Genomic DNA, 19,393 nt, shown 5'->3' with positions numbered 1-19,393 from the left:
AGGATGGTCATGAACGCAATGACGAGCACGGCAAGGCGAGAAGCTGCGATCGCCAAGCCGGTTGGGCATCCCGGCCTGTCCGGTCTGGCCGATCGCCGCTTGCTGCGGCAGCTATCCTATATCGGCGGGCGCTGGACGGCGGCGCGAGACGGCGAGACTTTCCCCGTGACCGATCCCGCGACCGGCGCCCTTGTCGCGCAGGTCGCAGCGCTCGGCGCCGTTGAGGCGACGCAGGCGATCGATGCCGCGCAGGCGGCTTTCCCAGCCTGGAAAGGGCTGCTGCCGCAGGAGCGCGCCGCGCTGCTGCGCCGCTGGCATGCCGCGATGCTGGCGACGGCCGAGGACCTTGCCCTGCTGATGACGCTGGAACAGGGCAAGCCGCTGGCGGAATCGCGCGGCGAGATCGCCTACGCCGCCGATTTCATCGCCTACTACGCCGAGGAAGCGCTGCGCGTGAATGCCGAGGGCGTCACCAGCCATCTGCCGGGCGCGCAGATGTCGCTGTCGCGTGAGCCGGTCGGTGTCGCAGCCTTGCTCACGCCGTGGAACTTCCCCTCCGCCATGCTGACGCGCAAAGCCGCGGCTGCGCTCGCTGCCGGCTGCACCGTGGTCGCCCACCCTTCGTCGCATACTCCGCTCTCGGCGCTGGCGCTGGCCGAACTCGCCGACCGTGTCGGATTTCCGGCCGGGGTCTTCAACATCGTCACCGGCGAGGCCGCGCCGATCGCCGAGACCTATTGCGCCGACACGAGGGTGCGGGCCGTCAGCTTCACCGGCTCGACCGAGATCGGACGGATCGTCGCCCGCAATGCGGCTGCGACCGTCAAGCGCGTGGTGATGGAGCTCGGTGGCCATGCTCCGCTGATCGTCTTCGACGACGCCGACCTCGACCGTGCCGTCGCGATCGCCATCGACGCCAAATTCGCGACCTCGGGCCAGGATTGCCTCGCCGCCAACCGGATCTATGTGCAGCGCGGCCTCTATGAGCGCTTCTGCACCGCCTTCACCAAGAAGGTCATGGCGCTGCGGGTTGGCTCCGGCCTGGAGGATGGCATCGAGATCGGCCCGCTGATGCACGTTGCTGCCAAGCGCAAGGCGGAAGACCAGATCGTGGATGCACTGGTGCACGGTGCAAGGCGATTGACGCCGGAGCGTGCCATGCCCGGCCCGCTCTTCCTGACGCCGACCGTGCTCGCCGATGTGCCGGAAGAGGCGCTGATCATGCGCGAGGAAACATTCGCGCCGGTCGCAGCCATCGCGCCATTCGATGGCGAGGACGAGGTCATCGCCCGCGCCAACGACACCGAATACGGCCTCGTCGCCTATGTCGTGACCCGCGACGGTGTGCGAGCTGCGCGCCTCGCCAGGGCGCTCGACTACGGCATGGTCGCGGTCAACCGCGTCAAGATCACCGGCGCGCCGATCCCCTTCGGCGGAATGAAGCAATCCGGCCTTGGCCGCGAAGGCTCGCGCCACGGCCTCGAGGCCTTCACCGACCTCAAATATGTCTGCCTCGATCTGAACTGAGGCGTCGTTTCCCGCTTTCGCGAAGGATTACCGTCATGCTCGACCAACCCGCCCGCACCGACAACGAACTGGACGCCTGGGACCGCGACCACTTCTTTCATCCCTCGACGCATATGGGCCAGCATGCCCGTGGCGAGACGCCGAACCGCATCATCGCCGGCGGCGAGGGCGTTTACATCGTCGATCGTGACGGCAAGCGCAGTCTCGATGCCTTCGCAGGCCTCTACTGCGTCAATGTCGGCTATGGCCGGAAATCCATCACCGACGCGATCGCCGAGCAGGCGGCGAAGCTGCCCTATTACCACGCCTATGTCGGCCATGGCTCGGAACCCTCGATCCGGCTCGCCAAAATGGTGGTCGAGCGCGCGCCCAAGGGCATGAGCCGGGTCTTCTTCGGCCTCTCGGGTTCGGACGCCAACGAGACCAATCTCAAGCTGGTCTGGTACTACAACAACGTGCTGAAGCGGCCGGAGAAGAAGAAGATCATCTCGCGCTGGCGCGGCTATCACGGCTCGGGCGTGATGACCGGCAGCCTCACGGGTCTTGCCGCCTTCCACAACCTCTTCGACCTGCCGAAGGCGCCGGTCCTGCACACCGAAGCGCCGTACTACTACCGTCGCGAGGATCGCAGCATGAGCGAGGAGCAGTTCTCGCAGCATTGCGCCGACAAGCTGGAGGAGCTGATCCAGGCCGAGGGACCTGAGACGATCGCCGCCTTCATCGGCGAGCCGGTGCTCGGCACCGGCGGCATCGTGCCGCCGCCCGTCGGCTACTGGGCGAAGATCCAGGCGGTGCTCAAGAAGCACGACATCCTGCTGATCGCGGACGAGGTCGTCACCGGTTTCGGGCGTCTCGGCAGCATGTTCGGCTCCGACCATTACGGCATCGAGCCCGATCTCATCACCATCGCCAAGGGACTGACCTCGGCCTATGCGCCGCTTTCCGGCGTCATCGTCTCGGAGAAGCTCTGGCGCGTGCTGGAGCAGGGCTCGGACGAATACGGCCCGATCGGCCATGGCTGGACCTATTCCTCGCATCCGCTCTGCGCGGCAGCCGGCGTCGCCAATCTCGAGCTGGTCGATGAGCTCGACCTCGTGCGCAATGCCGGCGAGGTCGGTGCCTATTTCAACGCGGCGCTGAAGGAGGCAGTCGGCAGCCACGCCCACGTCGGCGAGGTCCGCGGCGAAGGCCTGCTGGCGGCGGTCGAGTTCGTCCGCGACCGGGATGATCGCGTCTTCTTCGACGCCTCGCAGAAGGTCGGTCCGCGCATCGCTGCCGCCCTGCTGGAACAGGGCGTCATCGCCCGCGCCATGCCGCAGGGCGACATCCTCGGCTTTGCCCCGCCGCTCTGCCTGACGCGGCAGGAGGCCGACCAGGTTGTCGATGCAACGCAGCGAGCCGTGGAAGCGGTGGTCAAAGCGCTGTAGCGCTACGAGCAAAACCTAGCCTGGATGCCGTAGCGGGCCGGTGCCTGGCGATCGGTCATGTCGGTGGCCGTCTCTCAGGATGATGGTGGCGGAACGATCGGAGATCGTTCCGCCACCATCATCCTGAGGGGAACAGCTACTGGAGCACGACGCCAGAAGCGATGTCTCGCTCAAAAGGAGCAGTGCGTGCATCGTCGACGGTATCAAGATCGTCGGCGCGCTGGATTGGACTTGAGACTGCTCCGCCCCCAGCTTTCGATCACGTCGGTAGCGAAAGCTTCGGTCGACCAAGCGCGAAAACATCACCCCGGCGACACGTCGTTATCGATCGCCTCGAGGTCGATGACGGTGTCGTTCGCGTATTGGTGATGAAGCGTCTCTGGAACGGACCGCCGCCGGGCTATCGCTCGCGGTCGACGATGTTCACAGAGATGTATGGAAATGGCGCGCCCGAAAGGATTCGAACCTCTGACCCTCAGATTCGTAGTCTGATGCTCTATCCAGCTGAGCTACGGGCGCGTCTCAGAGCGTCATGACGCGTTGCGTCCGGCCTGATGACGGGGGAGATAGCCGGTCCATTTCGTCTTGGCAACCCTCAAAATCGAGAAGTCATCGAATTGTTGTGATCGCCCTCCGAACGGGTTCGGGTCGACGCACAGGGGCGGTTCTGGCTGGCGGTGACGCCGGAGCGGCGCAGTCGGCCAGGAGCCGGGCCGGGCGCTGAGACGTGCCCGCAGGCTGCGCGTGAGCGCCGGTCTGCGGGCGATGGTCTGGGCCGGATCAGCGCGTCGCGCGGCGCGTGGCGCGCACGACGGAGGGACCGGAGACGGCGCCGGCCGCGCCGCCCACGACGGCGCCGACGGGCCCGGCCACGACTGCGCCGGTGCCGGCACCGACGGCTGCGCCGCCGATGCGTTGTTCGACAGTGTTGCCGCAGGCGCCGAGCATCAGGGTCGTGGTGAGGATCGAGGCGAGAAGGGGCAGGCGCATGGCGGTTCTCCGTGTGAGCGAGGATCGAAACGCAATCTTGTCGTCCAGGTTCCAGAGGAGGAAAAGCGGATTTCCTGCTTGCCGGGCTGCGATCACACTTGCGATCCACGGAAAAATCCGTATACAGCCGGCATCGCATCAGTCGCACCATTGCATGGGCGGTGAGGATCGTTACGGTCCGCGTCGCAGACTGAAGGTTTTTGACCGGCCCGTCTCGCAAGGGCAGGCCGATGGAGTTGAGACGATGAAGATCCGTAATTCGCTGAAGTCGCTGCGCGCGCGTCATCGCGACAACCAGCTCGTGCGCCGCAAGGGCCGCGTCTACATCATCAACAAGGTCCAGAAGCGCTTCAAGGCGCGTCAGGGCTGAGACCCTGCGCGACTGCGGTCGCGCAACTGTCTCGGTTGGGGTTTTGAAGAGCGGGACGCCGATGGCGTGCCCGCTCTTTGCGTTGCGCGCTCGCCCGGCTGTGATTTGACGAGGCGGCAGTGGCGGCTAGAGTTGCGACCATGATCCGTTTTCGCATCGCGCCTGCCGTCTTCGCGCTGCTGCTGGCCTCAGCCGGCCCGTTCGCGATCGGCGCGACCCAGGCCCAGCCCACGCCACCGTCGCGGCCTGGCATCGTCGCGCCCGACGACAAGGCGGATAATCCGGTGACGCCGACTGCGCCGCAACGCAGCCCGGCGGCGACGCTGGAGCGGCTGTTCCAGCGCCTACACGATGCCGAGACGCAGGAAGAGGCCGAGGGCGTCGCCAGGCTGATCCAGCGGCGCTGGGCGCGCTCCGGCTCCGATACCGCGGATCTGCTGATGACCCGGGCCCAGCAGGCGCTGAAGGACAAGCAGAACGAGCTCGCGATCGAATTGCTCGACCGCGTCATCAGCCTGCAGCCGGACTGGGCCGAGGCCTGGAACCAGCGCGCCAATGCGCTTTATCTCCTCGGCGATTCGATCCGGTCCATGCTCGATATCGGCGAGACGCTGAAGCGCGAGCCGCGCCATTACGGCGCCATGATGGGACTGGGCATGATCCTACGCCAGCAGGGCGACGACAAGGCCGCGATGGCAGCCTTCCGCAAGGCGCTGGAGATCTACCCGCAGTTCGACGCGGTGAAGAAGGCGGTCGATGCGCTGAAGACCGAGGTCGACGGGCGGGACGCCTGAGCGCCCGTAGCCCTATCCGTCATGCTCGGGCTTGACCCGAGCATCTCATGCCGGAGGGGCGATCGCGTCTTACGAAGCCTCTTCTGAACGTCATTGTCGGGTCTGCGCTACGCTTCGCCCGAGAATGACGTTCCCGCCTCAAGCCTTCTCGACATGCTCCTGCGCGACGAAGGCGATGCGGACCATGTTGGTCGCGCCGGGCGTGCCGAAGGGCACGCCGGCGACGACGATGATCCGGTCGCCGAGCTTGGCGTAATGCTCGCGCACCGCGAACTTACAGGCGCGGAAGGCCATGTCGTCGGCGTCGCTGGCATCCTTGGTGACGATCGCGTGCACGCCCCATACCAGCGTCAGCCGGCGCGCCGTGGCGCGGTTGGGGGTGAGCGCGATCACCGTCGAGTTCGGGCGCTCGCGGGCGATGCGGAAGGCGGTCGAGCCCGATGAGGTCCAGGCGCAGATCGCCTTGAGGTTCAGGGTCTCCGCAATCTCGTGGGAGGCCTTGGCGATGGCGTCGGCGCCGGTGGCCTCAGGCTCGTTGCGCTGCGATTCGAGGATCGAGCGGTAGATCGCATCGCCCTCGACCTCCTCGGCGATGCGGTTCATCATCGTCACCGCCTCGATCGGATACTGGCCGGCGGCGCTCTCGGCCGAGAGCATGACCGCATCCGCGCCCTCGAAAACGGCGGTGGCGACGTCGGAGACCTCGGCCCGGGTCGGCACCGGGCTCGTGATCATGCTTTCCAGCATCTGGGTGGCGACCACGACGGGCTTGCCCTTGAGGCGGGCCATGCGGGTCAGGCGCTTCTGCGTGCCCGGCACCTGCTCCAGCGGCATCTCGACGCCGAGATCGCCGCGCGCGACCATGATCGCATCGGAGGCATCGATAATCTCCTCCATGCGCGCGACGGCCTGCGGCTTCTCGATCTTGGCGAGCGCCAGCGCCCGGCCGCGCACGATCTTGCGCAAGTCCGCCATGTCCTCGGGCCGCTGCACGAAGGAGAGCGCGATCCAGTCGACGCCGACCTCGGCCGCGACCTCGGCATCGGCGCGGTCCTTCTCGGTCATGGCCGAGACGGCAATGGTGGTGTCGGGCAGGCTCACTCCCTTGCGCGACGACAGCCGCCCGCCGATCAACACCTTGGTCACGGCAGCCTTGTCCGAGGCCTTCTCCACGACGAGGCGCAGCTTGCCGTCGTCGAGGATCAGGTGGTGGCCGGGCTCGAGCGCGCTCAGGATCTCGGGGTGGGGGAGGTGGACGCGCTTGGCATCGCCGGGGGCGGGGTCGGAATCGAGCGTAAATCGCGCGCCCTTCGCCAGCATGACGCCGCCGTCGCCGCCGAACTGGCCGACGCGCAGCTTCGGGCCCTGCAGGTCCGCGAGGATGCCGACCGGACGGCGGAACTTGCCCTCCAGACCGCGCAGCATCGCGACCTTCTCCTGAAGCGTCTCGCGCTGGGTGTGGCTCATGTTGATCCGGAACACGTCGACGCCGGCTTCGAACAGTTTTGCGCACATCTCCTCGGTCGCGGAGGCGGGGCCAAGCGTGGCGATGATCTTGATCCGGCGTTCGCGCTTCATTGCTCTTCCCCTGCGACCGGCAAGCCCATACGCCCCCGGCCGCACCCTTTCATCCATCATGGAGCGCGGTCTGCCCGTTGCCGGGGCCTCGCTTCCGGTTCTTGTCCGCAGGCCCGGCCAGGCCTCGCGTCGATCGTCACCTTATGCCGAGACCATAGCCCCGCGTAAGCCGGTCAGGGCCGCGGCGTGCCGCTGCCGGTATCGGTGAGCTGGATCGTCCAGCTCTTCTGCTCGCCGGTATCGACCTCGAAGAAGCCGGCGCGGTCATAGCCGCGGGCCAGGCAATCCTCGATGCCCCGGATCGTGAATTCCTTGTTGCGCACGCACATGACCGATTTGCCGGTCCACTCCCCGCCCTTGTCGTAATCGAGGGCGTGGACATAGTAGAAGCGTGCCGCCAGCGTGCCGCGCAGCAGCGTCTCGCAGCCGCGCGGGCTGATGTTCCACCAGCCCTCGGTGATCCAGCCCTGCGCATCGCGATAGCCGATCGCGACGCCGACGCGGCTCGACGTGGTGTTGCACATGCGCAGATCGGCTTTCGCCGGCGCCACGCTCCCGAGGAACGCGGCCGCGCAGAAGGCGAGGGGAAGGACCGTTCGAGGAGAGCCCGGCATTCTCACGGTTCGATCAGGATCACGCGGCAATCGTTGATATTGGTCAGTGTCGGTCCCGGCTGCAGCAAATCGCCGAGCGCTTCGAAGAAGCCGGTCGAATCGTTGTCGGCGAGGGATCGGGCGGGATCAAGGCCGATCTCGGCGGCGCGAGCCAAAGTCTGGGGATCGACCAGGGCGCCGGCCGGGTCGGTAGCCTCGCCGCCGCCGCCATCGGTGCCGTCGGTGTCGCCGGCGAGCGCGACGATGCCGGGTTCGCCGGCCAATGCGATCGCGAGCGCCAGCGCATATTCCTGGTTCGGGCCGCCGCGGCCGGAGCCGCGCAGGGTCACGGTGAGCTCCCCGCCGGAGAGGATGGCGCTGCGCTTGCCCTCCCGCTTCAGGCGTCGGGCGAGCCCGGCATGGGCGGCGGCGACGTCACGCGCCTCACCTTCGAGATCGGCGCCGAGATCGTGCACCGCATAGCCGGCGGCTTCTGCCGCCGCGCGCGCTGCCGCCATTCCATCGGCCGGGCGGGCGATGATGCGGAATTCGCTGTTGGCGAAAGCGGGGTGGCCGGGCTTCGGCGTCTCGTTTGCGGGATCGTCGAGCAGGTTGCGGGCGGCCGGCGGCAGGTCGAGCCCGTAGCGGGCGACGATGGCGCGGGCCTCGGCGGTCGTGCTGGGGTCGGCGACGGTCGGGCCGGAGGCGATCGCGGCCGGCTCGTCGCCGGGCACGTCGGAAATGGCGAGTGTGAGGACGCGCGCCGGGGCGGCGGCGAGCGCGAGCCGGCCGCCCTTGATCCGCGACAGCCGCTTGCGGACGATGTTCATCTCGCCGATCGGGGCGCCGGAGCGCAGCAAAGCCTTGTTGACTGCCTGTTTCTCGGCGAGCGTTAGCCCGCCGGCCGGGGCGACCCAATTCGCCGAGCCGCCGCCCGAGAGCAGCACGAGCACGAGGTCGGCTTCCGTGGCGGCGGTGGCGAGCGCGAGCGCGCGTTCGGCGCTGTCGATGCTGCCCTGATCGGGGACAGGGTGGCCGGCTGCGACCATCGGGATATGCCGGGTCGGGGCGGTGTAGCCGTGCCGGGCGACGGCATGGCCGGACAGGCGCTCGCGCGGGAAGCCCTGGTCGAGATAATGCGCTTCGGCCAGTGCCGTCATGCTGCCGGCGGCCTTGCCGGCGGCGAGCAGGATCAGGCGCCCGGTTGCGGGGGCTGAGGGCAGGTGTTGCGGCAGGCAGCCCGAGGGATGGGCGCGGGCGACGGCGGCATCGAAGATCGCGCGTGCGGTCGCGCGCATCGTTCCGATCGTGGTGATGGACTGCGGCACGCCCCGCGACTCCCTGCGTTCTGTGCCGCTTAGCGGCGAGCCTGTTCGCTTCCTTGTAGGTCGGGCGCGTGGCGGCGTCATCAGCCGTCTGGCGATGTAATCATACTTTTTGAACGGACCTCGCTGCCAACCGAACGGTCGGTTGCTGCGATGCGGCATCAGGACTGTTGAGATCGGCGGGGCGAAGGCCAGTTCAGTCTTGACGGGCGGGCCCGATCCGGGCGAACGCTGCCGGCCAATTTCGTACCGAGAAGGTTATCAGATGGACGATCCGGTTGCTGGCGACCAGCTGAAGAGCATCGTCGAGCGCATCGAGCGGCTCGAGGAAGAGAAGAAGACGATCGCCGACGACATCAAGGAGGTCTATGCCGAGGCCAAGGGCACCGGCTACGACGTCAAGGTGCTGCGCAAGGTCGTGGCGCTGCGCAAGCGCGATCTCGACGAGCGCAAGGAAGAGGAAGCGATCCTCGACCTCTACCTGCAGGCCGTTGGCGAAACCGCCTGAGACCGCTTCGCACCTCTACTGCGGTGGGCGACTGACGGCGTTTTCTGCGCTTCCGGTGCTCACGTACTAAGGTACGCTCCGCTCCGGTTCTCGAAAACACCGCCATTCGCCTCACCGCAGCGAGTTGCCAAGCAGTCTCAGAGGCTATCGAACAGGCATGAAAAAGCCCCGCATCGGTCTCCCGATGCGGGGCTTTTCGTTGGAATGAGCGTCGGGCGACGGCGTTGACTCGGAAGCCCTGCGCCAAGCGTTTCCAGTCTCGGTCAGGCGTGGGTGCGGAAGCGCACTTCATCATCGATGAAGGTCTTTTCCGCGAAGCCGGCCTCGTTGGAGCCGAAAGGCATCTGGGCGGTGAGCTTCCAGGATGCCGGGATGTTCCATGCCTTGGCGGCCTCCGCGTCGACGAGCGGATGGTAGTGCTGCAGGCTCGCGCCGATGCCGGCATCGGCAAGCGCGGTCCAGACCGCCAACTGCGCCATGCCGGTCGAATGTTCGGACCAGATCGGGAAGTTGTGCGCGTATAGCGGGAAATTGGTCTGGAGCGTCTGCACCGGCTCCTGATCCTCGTAGAACAGCACCGTCCCGGCCCCGCTCGCGAAGCTGTCGATCTTCTTGCTCGTCCCCTCGAAATCGGCGGCCGGCACGATGGCGCGGAGCGCCTCCCTGGCGATGTTCCAGAACTTGTCGCTCTCCTTGCCGAAGAGGATGACGGCGCGGGAGCTCTGCGAATTGAAGCTGGAGGGCGACAGGCGGATCGCCTCTCTGACCAAGCCATCCACCTGAGCTTCGGAAACCGGCAGCTTCTTGCCGAGAGCGTATTGCGTGCGGCGCTTCTTGAGTTTGTCGAGCATGTCTTCCTCGTCCTTGAATGCGTGTCGCCGGCAAGCCAAGGAGGCGGGTCGGCTTTTCGAACCCGGCCCCGTGCGCCTTTCGGCGAAAGCAGGGCTCGATATCTGATGGTGGAGAGGTAGCGGTTCACTTCCCGCATCAGAACCCTCATAATGGGCACCAGACTGTTGCTGACGGAGGAACGCCGATGGCGGAGCTCGACGATATCCGAAGCTTCATCGCCGTGGTCGATGCCGGCGGTTTCGGCCGGGCGGCGCAGAGCCTGGGCGTGGCGAAATCGATCGTCAGCCGGCGCGTGAGCCGGCTGGAGGAGGAGCTCGGCACAAGATTGCTCAGCCGCACGACGCGCGGGGTTGCTCCGACCGAGGCCGGGCTCGAATTCAAGGGGCGCAGCGAGCGCATCCTGGCCGAGCTCGACGAGGCGCGGGAGGCGGTGGCGCAGCGGGCCGGCGGCGTCGCCGGGCGGTTGCGGCTGGCCATGCCGATGACCTTCGGCAACAGGCATGTCGCGCCGCTGCTGGGCGAGATCGCGCAGCTCTATCCGCGGCTCGAAATCGATGTGCAGGCGAGCGACCGCTATGTCGACCTGATCGGCGAGCGCTTCGACGCCGCGATCCGGATCGGCTCGCTCAAGGATTCCAGCCTGATCGCCCGGAAGATCGCGCCGGTCCACGCGACGGTCGTCGGCAGCCCGACCTATTTCGCGCGGCGCGGCCGTCCGGCGATTCCCGCCGATCTCAATGATCATGACTGCCTGCTCTATAGCGGCATGAACGACCAGGACTGGGTATTCCGTACCGGGAAACGCTGGATCACGGTGCGGCCCCCCGGGCGCATGCGTTCCGACAGCGGCGACACGCTGCTGTCCTGGGCCGTGGCGGGGCTCGGGCTGACCGTGCTGCCGACCTTCATCGCCTCGGATGCGATCCGTTCCGGCGCTGTCGAGCCGATCCTGCTGGATTATCCGATGCCGACGCGGGCGCTCTATGTCGTGCGTCCGCCCGGCGCCTATGTCCCCGGAAAGGTCCGGGTGCTGATCGACCTGCTGGTCGAGCGTTTCGGCGGCACGCCTTATTGGGATCCATGCCAGATGGAGGCGCATCAGCGGGGCTTGAGGCTGGACGAGCCGCTGAGCGAACAGCTCACGCCAGCTGCCGCCCGCGAGCATCAAGCGGCGTGATCCCGCGCATCACGCGAATTCGCGTGGCTTTGTAGCGGGGTTTCGGCACTCTGCCGCCGTGCTGAAACGGAGGTCGCGATGCTGCTCGTCGGAATGCTCGATAGCCCCTATGTCCGCCGCGCGGCGATCACGGGGACGTTGCTGGAGGTGCCGTTCGAGCATCGCTCGGTCTCGGTGTTCCGGCACATGGCGGAATTCCGGGCGATCAATCCGCTGATCAAGGCGCCGACGTTGGTGACCGATGACGGCATCGCCATCAGCGAATCCCTGCTGATCATCCAGCATTTCGAGGATGTCGCCGGCCGCTCGCTGCGCCCGATCGAAGGCGTGGCGCGGCGGCGCGATCTGGCGCTGACCGGCATCGGCATCGTCGCCGCCGACAAGGCGGTCTCGATCGAATACGAGCGCAAGCGCCCGGAGGCACAGCGCTATGCGCCGTGGCAGGAGCGCATCGTCACCCAGTTGCACGTCGCGCTCGACCTGCTCGACGCGGCGGCCAGGGAGGGCGAGCTGACGGCCGGGCCGGAATTGCTGCCGAGCGATATCGCCGCGGCCATCGCCTGGGGCTTCTGCCGCTTCGTGATCCCGGAATTCGCCCCCGAGGAGCGTTGGCCGGCCCTGGCCGAGCAGGCGCGTGCCTGCGAGGCGCTGGACGTGTTCAAGACCTGGCCGATCGACCGGGAATAGAATTCAGTTCTGGACGAAATTCGTCGGCAGCGGGCGGACGGCCGGGCCGGTGAAGGTGCCGGGTTTGGCGTCGAGCGGGTCGGCATGGCTGAAGCCCAGCGCTGCCGCCGGGCTCGGGCCGGCGATCGGAGCGCCCGACGGTCCGGCCGCGCGGGCGCGGGCTGTCGCGACATTCACCGGCTTGCCGGGCGCCCTGCCGGTGCGGGAGACCGCAGCGAACAGGGAATTCAAGCCGCCACGGTCCATGTCGGCCGCGTCCTCGGGCTCTTCCGCTTCCGGGACCGGAACGGAGCGCTGAGTCGCGGTCGCGAAGCTGACGCCGCCCTCGCGCGGGCGCACCGGTGGCAGCGAGGCGGTGACGAGGCGCCCTTCGGAGGCCTGGGCGAGGGGTGATTCGGGAGCGCCGGTGCCGCGCAGCGAAGCGATGGCTGCATCGGCCAGGGCCGTCGGTCGCATCGGCGGCAGCGGGGCGTTGGTGGGCTGGCCGGCCACGACGATCTCGCTCGGGCCGGCGACCTCGCCGGGGCGGCGCGGCGGCAGGGACGCGAGCACCAGTTTCTGGTCGGGCTGCGGGGCGAAGGCGAGCGCGCCGCCGGCCGAAGGCAGGGCGGCAATCTGGACGGGAGCGCCGTCATCGGCGGGCACGGGCAGGCCGCGCGGCCGCGCCAGCGGCAGTGGCGCATCGATCAGCTGCGGCCGGTTCTCCTGCGCGCGCGGCGGTGCGGCAGCGGCCATGGCCGGTTGGGGCGCGGGTTCCGGGGCGGGGGGCTGTTGCGGCGGCGCCGTCGTGATCCGCGGGGCCAGGCGTTGCGAGCGCTCGCGCGTCACCGGGTCGGCAGCCGGTGCCATGGCGACGGCGAAGCGGCCGCCATCCGCCGAATTGCCGTCGTTGTAGCCCGTGTTGGCATAGGCCATGACCGTCGGCTGCTGGCGCGGCGCACCGCGCCGGCCGCGCGCTGCCGGGCGGGCATCGGCCTCTTCGTCGTCGCCGCCGAACAGCGAGGCCCAGAGGCTCTTGCGGCCCGACGCGATGACGGCGCCTTCGTCGAGATCGGCGGTGGCATAGCCGGCAACGGCACCGCCGCCGGAGAGGATCTCGGCCCTGGCGAGATCGTAGCCGGCCAGCGGCTGCCCGTCGGCCGGAAGGTGCACGGTCTTCTGGTCCGGGAAGAGACGCACGAGCTGATCGCGGGTCATGCGCGGCCAGGACCTGACCGAACCGACATCGAGATGGACGAAGGGCGTGTGTGCGTTGGGATAGAAGCCGACGCCGCCGCGCTGGAGCCGCATGCCGACCTCGCGAATGCGGGCCGTCGGCGTATCCGGCAGGTAGAAATCCAGCGCCTTGCCGAGCATGTGCTGGCTGTGCTTGGCGACGGCGCGCGAGCGGCGACGCAGCATCGCGTTGGTGCCGGGCGCGCGATAGGAAGACACGACATGGAAGGGCTGTTCGGAGCCGAGCTGGCGCTGGACTTCCCAGATCACGTCGAAGAGCCGCGGATCCATGCGGGTCGGCTCGTCGGTGCGCCAGTCGCGCAAAGCCCAGTTCAGCTTCTCCAGCGCAGCCGAATCATAGCGACCGTCACGCTTGAAGGTGACGGTCGTCTCTTCCTTCGTGTGCATGTGCTGGATCGTGATGGTGCGGGTGTCGCCATTGGCGACCGCGTTCTGCGTGCCGCGGACGCCGATGAGCGATGCGGCCAGGGCCAGGCCGAGCGCCAGCGCATGTCGCGCGGCTGGCTTCGTGCCGGACGGCGCGCATCCTGCAAGCGTGGCGGTTGTCCTGCCCAATCTGTCTGACCCGTCTCGGTGCCCCGCCGAAGCGGCGTAGTAAACGTGAACGAACAGTTGCGGAGAAGCGTTAACGACTCGTTAGCGAGCCGGCAATCGCCGCGCCAAGAATTTCCCAGGCAAGGTGGCTAAAGAGGGATCATGGCGAAATGGAGCCCGCCGCGAGCGGGCCCCCATTCAACCGCCCTGATGCTCCAGGGCCTGCCTGACCAGCCTGTGGAAACCGTAGACATCGTCGAAGCGGTGGATCTGCCCATGATCGCCGACGACGATGGTGTTGTAGACGAGGTGGATCGGTAGCGGCTGCGGCAGGTTGATCCGACGCTCGCCCTTGCCGATCAGGCGCTTCAGGCGCTCATGCGTCCATTCCGGGCCGAGCACCTGGTCGGCCAGCGCGAACGGGTTCTCGACGCGCACGCAACCGTGGCTGAGCGCCCGTCTTTCCCCAGCGAACAGGCGACGGTTGGGCGTGTCGTGCAGATAGACCGCGTGCTCGTTCGGGAACATGAACTTGATCCAGCCGAGCGCGTTGCGCTCGCCCGGCGGCTGGCGCACCGAAATGCCGCCGCTCTTGGTGCGGGTGACGATATAGCCGCGCTTGGCGGCATAGTTCGGATCGGCTGCGAGACCGGGCAGGAATTCCTTTTTCAGGATCGAGGGCGGCACGTACCAGGACGGGTTGACGATGACGTGGTCCATCTTGTGCGAGAAGATGGGCGTCGCCGAATCCGGCTTGCCGATGATGGCGCGGGTCTCGTGCACGACCTTGCCGGAGCGGATGACGCGCACCCGCATCTCCGGCACGTTGGCGATGATGTGGTCGGTGCCGAGATCGGGCGGCAGCCAGCGCCAGCGCTCCATCTGGGCGATGATGTCCTCCTCGCCACGCGCGCTCGCGGGCTTGCCGAGCGCGGCCAGCGTGCGCTCGCTGAGGATGCCGTTGGCCGGCAGGCCGGCCTTCTTCTGGAAATCGGCCAAGGCCAGCGCGGTGGAGCGATCGAAGACCGGTTCCTCGCTGGGCCCAAGGCCGAGACGCGCGCGCACCAGCGCCACGCGCTCGTCGCGCATGCCGAGCTTGAGCGGCGGGCCGGCGGGAATCCGAACCAGCGGGGTGTCGTCGAGATGCTCGCGCATCTCCGCGAGCTTGGCCTTGAGGCGGCGGTACTGCTCGTGGGGCGGATTGTAGGCGGCGAGCACGGCGTCGGCGTCAGCGGCGCCCGCGAGCTCCGAGAGCACCTCGGTCGCTGAGGGCAGGTAGAGCGTCGGCGTGATCAGCTTGGAGAGCTGGCGCGGGTTGAGGCGGCCGCCGCGGGCGTCGCGCGCATAGAGCACGGCCAGCGCGGAGAGGCGGATATCGGCCTCGGCGAGCCTGGCCTTGTCGCTCGCCTCGAAGACGGGGAGGGGGTAGTCGTTCGGGCGCAGGCCGTCCTCGGCGGCGCGGCCGAGCTGCGTCGCGATAAGCTTGCCGGCCTCGTTCCAGCCCTTGCTCCCGACCCAGAAAGGACGGTTCTCATTGGCCTGATAGGCGGCGACGATCTCATTGCGTTCGCGCTCGCCGAGGCGGCGCAGCGTCAGCGCATCCGGCAGGGCGGCTGCGACGGCTGCCGCAAACTCGGAACCCGGCGGTACCTCGACGACGACCTTCGGCATCTCCGGCAGCGGCACCAGCGGCTCGACGGTGCGCAGCGGGCCAGGCTGCGGGGCGGTCTCGACCGGCTCGGGGGATTTGACGACGGGGGTCAGGGCCGGATCGGCCGCCGGCATCTCGACCGCGGGGATATCGAGCGTGAGCGGCTCCTCGCTATCGAGCGGGGCGGCGGCATCCTGTCTGGCCGGATCCAGCGGCCGGTTGCCGGTCGTGACCGTACCGGTGACGATCTCGGCGTCAGCGGAAGGCGCGGTCGCGGCCTGCGCCGGGGCGGTCGATGGCGCGACGTCGGACAGCCTGAGTTCCGGCTGCTCGGGCAGCGGGATGCCGAGCGTTGCATCGGTTGCGGCAGGGGTCTCGGCGCGGAGCGGGAGGCATCCCAGGATGATGGCCAAGGCGGATGCCGAGGTCAGTTTCGCCCAATGGCGAGGACGCATGGTCGCTATCCCGATTGCTGCCGAATGACGCCAGTTCTGCGTGACTCGGTTGGTTGAGACAAGATGCGGCGGTGCAACAGACCGCCCCATTCGGTTCGTTGCAGCTCAGGCCGCGTCGGTTTCGTCGCCGTTGGATTCGCTCTCGATCAGCCCGTAATCCTTGAGCTTGCGGTAGAGCGTCGAGCGGCCGATGCCGAGCTTGCGCGAGACCTCGGACATATGGCCGCGGTAATGCGCGAGCGCGAAGGTGATGATCTCCCGTTCGAGATCGTCGAGCTTGCGCATGTCGGAGCCGGCGACCATGTCGAGGGCATTGGGGTCGCGCACCGGCATCTGGATGATGCGCGGCGGTGGCTCGCCTTGGTCGATGCGGGCCAGCGGAGCGGGGGCCGGCGGAATCCGGACCTCGTAGCCGTCCATCTGCGCGGCGATCTGCGGGAATTCGGTGATGTCGAGCTCGGGACCATCGGCCAGGACGACGGCGCGGAACACGGCGTTCTCGAGCTGGCGGACATTGCCCGGCCAGTCATAGCCGGTGACCAGGGCGGCCGCCTCGGCCGTGAACCCTGTGAGCTTGCGGCCTTCCTCGGCGGCGAAGCGGGCGAGGAAGCCCCGCGCCAGATCGACGATGTCCTCGCGGCGCTGGCGCAGGGGCGGCAGCGTGATCGGGAAGACGTTGAGGCGGTAATACAGGTCCTCGCGGAACTCGCCGCGCTTCACCTGATCGAGCAGGCTCTTGTTGGTCGCCGAGATCAGGCGGATGTCGACGCGCACCGATTTCTTGCCGCCGACGGGGTCGACCTCACCCTCCTGGATGGCGCGCAGTAGCTTGACCTGTGCGTCGAGCGGCAATTCGCCGACCTCGTCGAGGAAGAGCGTGCCGCCATTGGCCTCGACGAACTTGCCGAGATGACGCTCGGTCGCGCCGGTGAAGGCGCCTTTCTCGTGGCCGAACAGGATGGATTCGACGAGGTTATGCGGGATCGCACCGCAATTCACGGTGACGAAAGGCTTGCCCTTGCGGTCACTGGAGCCCTGGATCGCGCGCGCCAGCACCTCCTTGCCGACGCCCGACTCGCCCTCGATCAGGATCGGGATGTTCGATTTCGCTGCGCGCTCCGCCAGCCGGACGACGCGGGCCATGTCCGGGCTCTTGGTGGCGAGGTCGCGGAAGCCCAGCGTGTTCGAGGCGCGGCGCTTGATATGGCGCAATTCGTGTTCGAGCGCGCCGAGCTTGAGGGCATTGCGCAGCGAGACCTGCAGGCGCTCGGCGCCGACGGGCTTGACCACGAAATCGACGGCGCCGGCGCGCATCGCGGTGACCACGGTCTCGATCGAGCCGTTGGCGGTCTGGACGATGACGGGGAGCTCGCTGCCGCGCTCACGCAACGCCGCCAGCACGCCCATGCCGTCGAGGCCGGGCATGTTGAGATCGAGGACGACGGCATTGAAGCGCTCGCCTTCGGGCGCGCCGAGCAGGGTAAGTGCCGCTTCGCCGTTCTCGGCAGTCGCGACGTCATAGCCGAAGCGCTTCAGCATGGCGTCGAGCAGGCGGCGCTGGACGGGATCATCGTCGACGATGAGGACGGTGTCGGTCATGGCACCTCGAAGGCCCGGGCAATATGAAAGAAATCTTGGGCGTCGGCGGAATCGCCTGTTCCGTTCTGGGGCATGGTCGGCCAGAAGAGTTAAGCGGGGGTTTAAGCCGGGGCCGGTCGTCGGGGTGACGAACAGCCGCCGTTGATCCCCGGGCCCGTGCCGGCCTATGGATGGGCTTGTTTTAGTGCGCGGAGGTATCGAGCGAATGGGTTTTCATGAAACCGTCCGGCGTTCCGCCACCAAGGCGGGGGCGGCGAAATCGGTCCAGGCTACCGGCGACCTGCCGGAATGGGACCTGACCCATCTCTATCCCGGCATCGAATCACAGGAGTTCAAGGGCGATCTGGAGCGCGGGCTTGCCGAGGCGCAGGCGCTGGCCGGCCGCTATCGCGGCAAGCTCGGGGACCTCGCTGCCGCGCCTGACGGCAGCGAGGCGCTGGCCGCAGCAGTCAAGAGCTATGAAGGCCTGAGCGATCGGCTCGGCCGGATCGGCGCCTATGCCGGCCTCGTCTATTCCGGCGATACCACCGATCCGCAGCGCGCCAAGTTCTATGGCGACACGCAGGACAAGCTCAACGCCGCGATCACCGAACTCCTGTTCTTCGAGCTGGAGCTGAACCGGATCGAGCCGGACCTGCTGGCGAAGGTCGCAGGCCAGGCGCCGCTTTCGCACTGGAAGCCCTGGCTCGAAGACCTCGCCAAGGACAAGCCACACCAGCTCGACGACCGGATCGAAGCGCTGTTCCACGAGAAATCGATGACGGGGGCGGCAGCCTGGAACCGGCTCTTCGATGAGACCATCGCCTCGCTGCGTTTCACCGTCGATGGCGAGGAGCTGACGCTCGAACTCACGCTCAACAAGCTGCAGGACAGCGATGGCGAGGTCAGGCGCAAGGCCGCGGAGGCGCTGAGCACGGTGTTCCGCAAGGAGCTTCGCACCTTCGCGCTGATCACCAACACGCTCGCCAAGGACAAGGAGATTTCCGACCGCTGGCGCAAGTTCGAGGATGTCGCGGATTCGCGCCATCTCGCGAACAGAGTCGAACGTGAAGTGGTCGACGCTCTCGTCGCCGCGGTGCGCGAGGCCTATCCGCGCCTGTCGCATCGCTACTATCGCCTGAAGGCGAAGTGGTTCGGCCGCGAGGAGCTGGATTTCTGGGACCGTAATGCGCCGCTGCCGCAGGTCGAGCAGCGCACGATTCCCTGGACCGAGGCGCGCGAGACCGTGCTCTCGGCCTATGGCGCCTTCTCGCCGGAGATGGCGGCGATCGCGAAGCGCTTCTTCGACGAGCGCTGGATCGATGCGCCGCCGCGTCCCGGCAAGGCACCGGGCGCGTTTGCTCACCCGACCGTGCCATCCGCGCATCCCTATGTGCTGCTGAACTACCAGGGCAAGCCGCGCGACGTGATGACGCTGGCGCATGAGCTGGGGCACGGCGTGCATCAGGTGCTCGCGGCGCCGAACGGGGCCCTGATGGCGCCGACGCCGCTGACGCTCGCCGAGACGGCAAGCGTCTTCGGGGAGATGCTGACCTTCCGCAAGCTGCTCGATACGACCTCCGACCCGAAGCAGCGCAAGGCGATGCTGGCGGCGAAGGTCGAGGACATGATCAACACGGTCGTGCGCCAGATCGCCTTCTATACCTTCGAGCGCAAGGTCCATGAGGCCCGCCGCGAGGGCGAATTGACGCCGGAGGCGCTCTGCGAGCTCTGGATGAGCGTGCAGGCCGAGAGTCTCGGCCCGGCGATCCGGCTGTCGAGCGGATACGAGCCCTATTGGTGCTACATCCCGCACTTCATCCATTCGCCCTTCTACGTCTATGCCTATGCCTTCGGGGATTGCCTGGTGAACTCGCTCTACGGCGTCTACCAGAATGCCGCCGAGGGCTTCCAGGAGCGCTATTTCGCGCTGCTCTCGGCCGGTGGCAGCAAGCCTTATGGCGAGCTGCTGGCGCCCTTTGGGCTCGATGCGAAGGACCCGGGCTTCTGGCAGATCGGGCTCCGGATGATCGAAGGCATGATCATCGAGCTGGAAGGGATGGAGTAGACGCTTACCGTCATGGTCGGGCTTGTCTCGACCATCCACGTCT

General features: G+C 67.6%; 16 protein-coding genes and 1 tRNA gene. 8 read left to right on the top strand and 9 right to left on the bottom strand.

Going from position 1 to position 19,393, the window contains the following annotated elements; translation table 11 throughout:
* Positions 1-18 precede the first annotated feature (18 nt).
* Both BLQ70_RS20020 and BLQ70_RS20015 read left to right on the top strand, forming a co-directional pair.
* Complete coding sequence (locus BLQ70_RS20020) at positions 19-1,527, top strand: NAD-dependent succinate-semialdehyde dehydrogenase (RefSeq protein ID WP_425284621.1); 1,509 nt, start codon at positions 19-21, stop codon at positions 1,525-1,527.
* A 35-nt stretch (positions 1,528-1,562) separates the two neighbouring features.
* Positions 1,563-2,954: an aspartate aminotransferase family protein gene (locus BLQ70_RS20015; RefSeq protein ID WP_091860379.1), complete on the top strand. Its 1,392-nt coding sequence runs from the start codon at positions 1,563-1,565 to the stop codon at positions 2,952-2,954.
* Between the two features lie 442 nt (positions 2,955-3,396).
* Here BLQ70_RS20015 and BLQ70_RS20010 read toward each other — a convergent pair.
* Positions 3,397-3,473 (bottom strand) — tRNA-Arg (locus tag BLQ70_RS20010).
* 261 nt (positions 3,474-3,734) lie between these two features.
* Positions 3,735-3,944: a hypothetical protein gene (locus BLQ70_RS20005; RefSeq protein WP_091860376.1), complete on the bottom strand. Its 210-nt coding sequence runs from the start codon at positions 3,942-3,944 to the stop codon at positions 3,735-3,737.
* 244 nt (positions 3,945-4,188) lie between these two features.
* Here BLQ70_RS20005 and ykgO point away from each other — a divergent pair, with 244 nt between their 5' ends.
* Both ykgO and BLQ70_RS19995 read left to right on the top strand, forming a co-directional pair.
* Positions 4,189-4,314, top strand: a complete 126-nt coding sequence (gene ykgO / locus BLQ70_RS20000) for a type B 50S ribosomal protein L36 (protein ID WP_038363015.1) — start codon at positions 4,189-4,191, stop codon at positions 4,312-4,314.
* A 140-nt stretch (positions 4,315-4,454) separates the two neighbouring features.
* Complete coding sequence (locus BLQ70_RS19995) at positions 4,455-5,108, top strand: tetratricopeptide repeat protein (RefSeq protein WP_091860373.1); 654 nt, start codon at positions 4,455-4,457, stop codon at positions 5,106-5,108.
* 138 nt (positions 5,109-5,246) lie between these two features.
* On the opposite strand, the gene pyk is transcribed toward BLQ70_RS19995, so the two are convergent.
* From pyk to BLQ70_RS19980, 3 genes are all read right to left on the bottom strand, one after another.
* The gene (gene pyk, locus BLQ70_RS19990) at positions 5,247-6,686 is read right to left on the bottom strand and encodes a pyruvate kinase (RefSeq protein ID WP_061971293.1); all 1,440 of its coding nucleotides are present in this window, start codon (positions 6,684-6,686) and stop codon (positions 5,247-5,249) included.
* A 173-nt stretch (positions 6,687-6,859) separates the two neighbouring features.
* Positions 6,860-7,300 carry a DUF1036 domain-containing protein gene (locus tag BLQ70_RS19985; RefSeq protein WP_091860370.1) on the bottom strand — a complete coding sequence of 147 codons (441 nt, stop codon included), beginning with the start codon at positions 7,298-7,300 and terminating at the stop codon, positions 6,860-6,862.
* A gap of 2 nt (positions 7,301-7,302) precedes the next feature.
* Positions 7,303-8,577 (bottom strand): glycerate kinase type-2 family protein, encoded by a 1,275-nt coding sequence (locus BLQ70_RS19980; protein ID WP_091860778.1) that lies wholly within the window; start codon positions 8,575-8,577, stop codon positions 7,303-7,305.
* Between the two features lie 292 nt (positions 8,578-8,869).
* Between BLQ70_RS19980 and BLQ70_RS19975 the strand changes: the two genes are divergently transcribed.
* On the top strand, positions 8,870-9,112 hold the full coding sequence (locus BLQ70_RS19975; RefSeq protein WP_061971296.1) for a DUF2312 domain-containing protein: 243 nt from the start codon (positions 8,870-8,872) through the stop codon (positions 9,110-9,112).
* A gap of 263 nt (positions 9,113-9,375) precedes the next feature.
* Here the strand turns inward: BLQ70_RS19975 and BLQ70_RS19970 are convergent, their stop codons facing one another.
* Positions 9,376-9,963, bottom strand: a complete 588-nt coding sequence (locus BLQ70_RS19970) for a nitroreductase family protein (protein WP_091860367.1) — start codon at positions 9,961-9,963, stop codon at positions 9,376-9,378.
* A gap of 185 nt (positions 9,964-10,148) precedes the next feature.
* Here BLQ70_RS19970 and BLQ70_RS19965 point away from each other — a divergent pair, with 185 nt between their 5' ends.
* Both BLQ70_RS19965 and BLQ70_RS19960 read left to right on the top strand, forming a co-directional pair.
* A complete protein-coding gene (locus BLQ70_RS19965) occupies positions 10,149-11,141 on the top strand; it encodes a LysR family transcriptional regulator (protein ID WP_091860364.1) in 993 nt (330 codons plus the stop codon).
* A gap of 78 nt (positions 11,142-11,219) precedes the next feature.
* Complete coding sequence (locus BLQ70_RS19960) at positions 11,220-11,828, top strand: glutathione S-transferase family protein (protein ID WP_091860361.1); 609 nt, start codon at positions 11,220-11,222, stop codon at positions 11,826-11,828.
* Between the two features lie 3 nt (positions 11,829-11,831).
* Here the strand turns inward: BLQ70_RS19960 and BLQ70_RS19955 are convergent, their stop codons facing one another.
* From BLQ70_RS19955 to BLQ70_RS19945, 3 genes are all read right to left on the bottom strand, one after another.
* Positions 11,832-13,619: a peptidoglycan L,D-endopeptidase MepK gene (locus BLQ70_RS19955; protein WP_244512103.1), complete on the bottom strand. Its 1,788-nt coding sequence runs from the start codon at positions 13,617-13,619 to the stop codon at positions 11,832-11,834.
* Between the two features lie 177 nt (positions 13,620-13,796).
* Positions 13,797-15,704: a L,D-transpeptidase family protein gene (locus BLQ70_RS19950; RefSeq protein WP_139163597.1), complete on the bottom strand. Its 1,908-nt coding sequence runs from the start codon at positions 15,702-15,704 to the stop codon at positions 13,797-13,799.
* A 105-nt stretch (positions 15,705-15,809) separates the two neighbouring features.
* Positions 15,810-17,303 (bottom strand): sigma-54-dependent transcriptional regulator, encoded by a 1,494-nt coding sequence (locus BLQ70_RS19945; RefSeq protein ID WP_091860355.1) that lies wholly within the window; start codon positions 17,301-17,303, stop codon positions 15,810-15,812.
* A 205-nt stretch (positions 17,304-17,508) separates the two neighbouring features.
* On the opposite strand from BLQ70_RS19945, the gene BLQ70_RS19940 reads away from it, so the two are divergent.
* Complete coding sequence (locus BLQ70_RS19940; protein ID WP_091860352.1) at positions 17,509-19,350, top strand: M3 family oligoendopeptidase; 1,842 nt, start codon at positions 17,509-17,511, stop codon at positions 19,348-19,350.
* Positions 19,351-19,393: the final 43 nt, after the last annotated feature.

Origin of the sequence: Allobosea robiniae, assembly GCF_900102525.1 — a bacterium.
In the GTDB taxonomy this organism is placed as follows: Bacteria; Pseudomonadota; Alphaproteobacteria; order Rhizobiales; family Beijerinckiaceae; genus Allobosea; species Allobosea robiniae.
The sequence above is the reverse complement of the archived record's forward strand: the minus strand, read 5'-3'. Positions and strand labels throughout refer to the sequence as shown.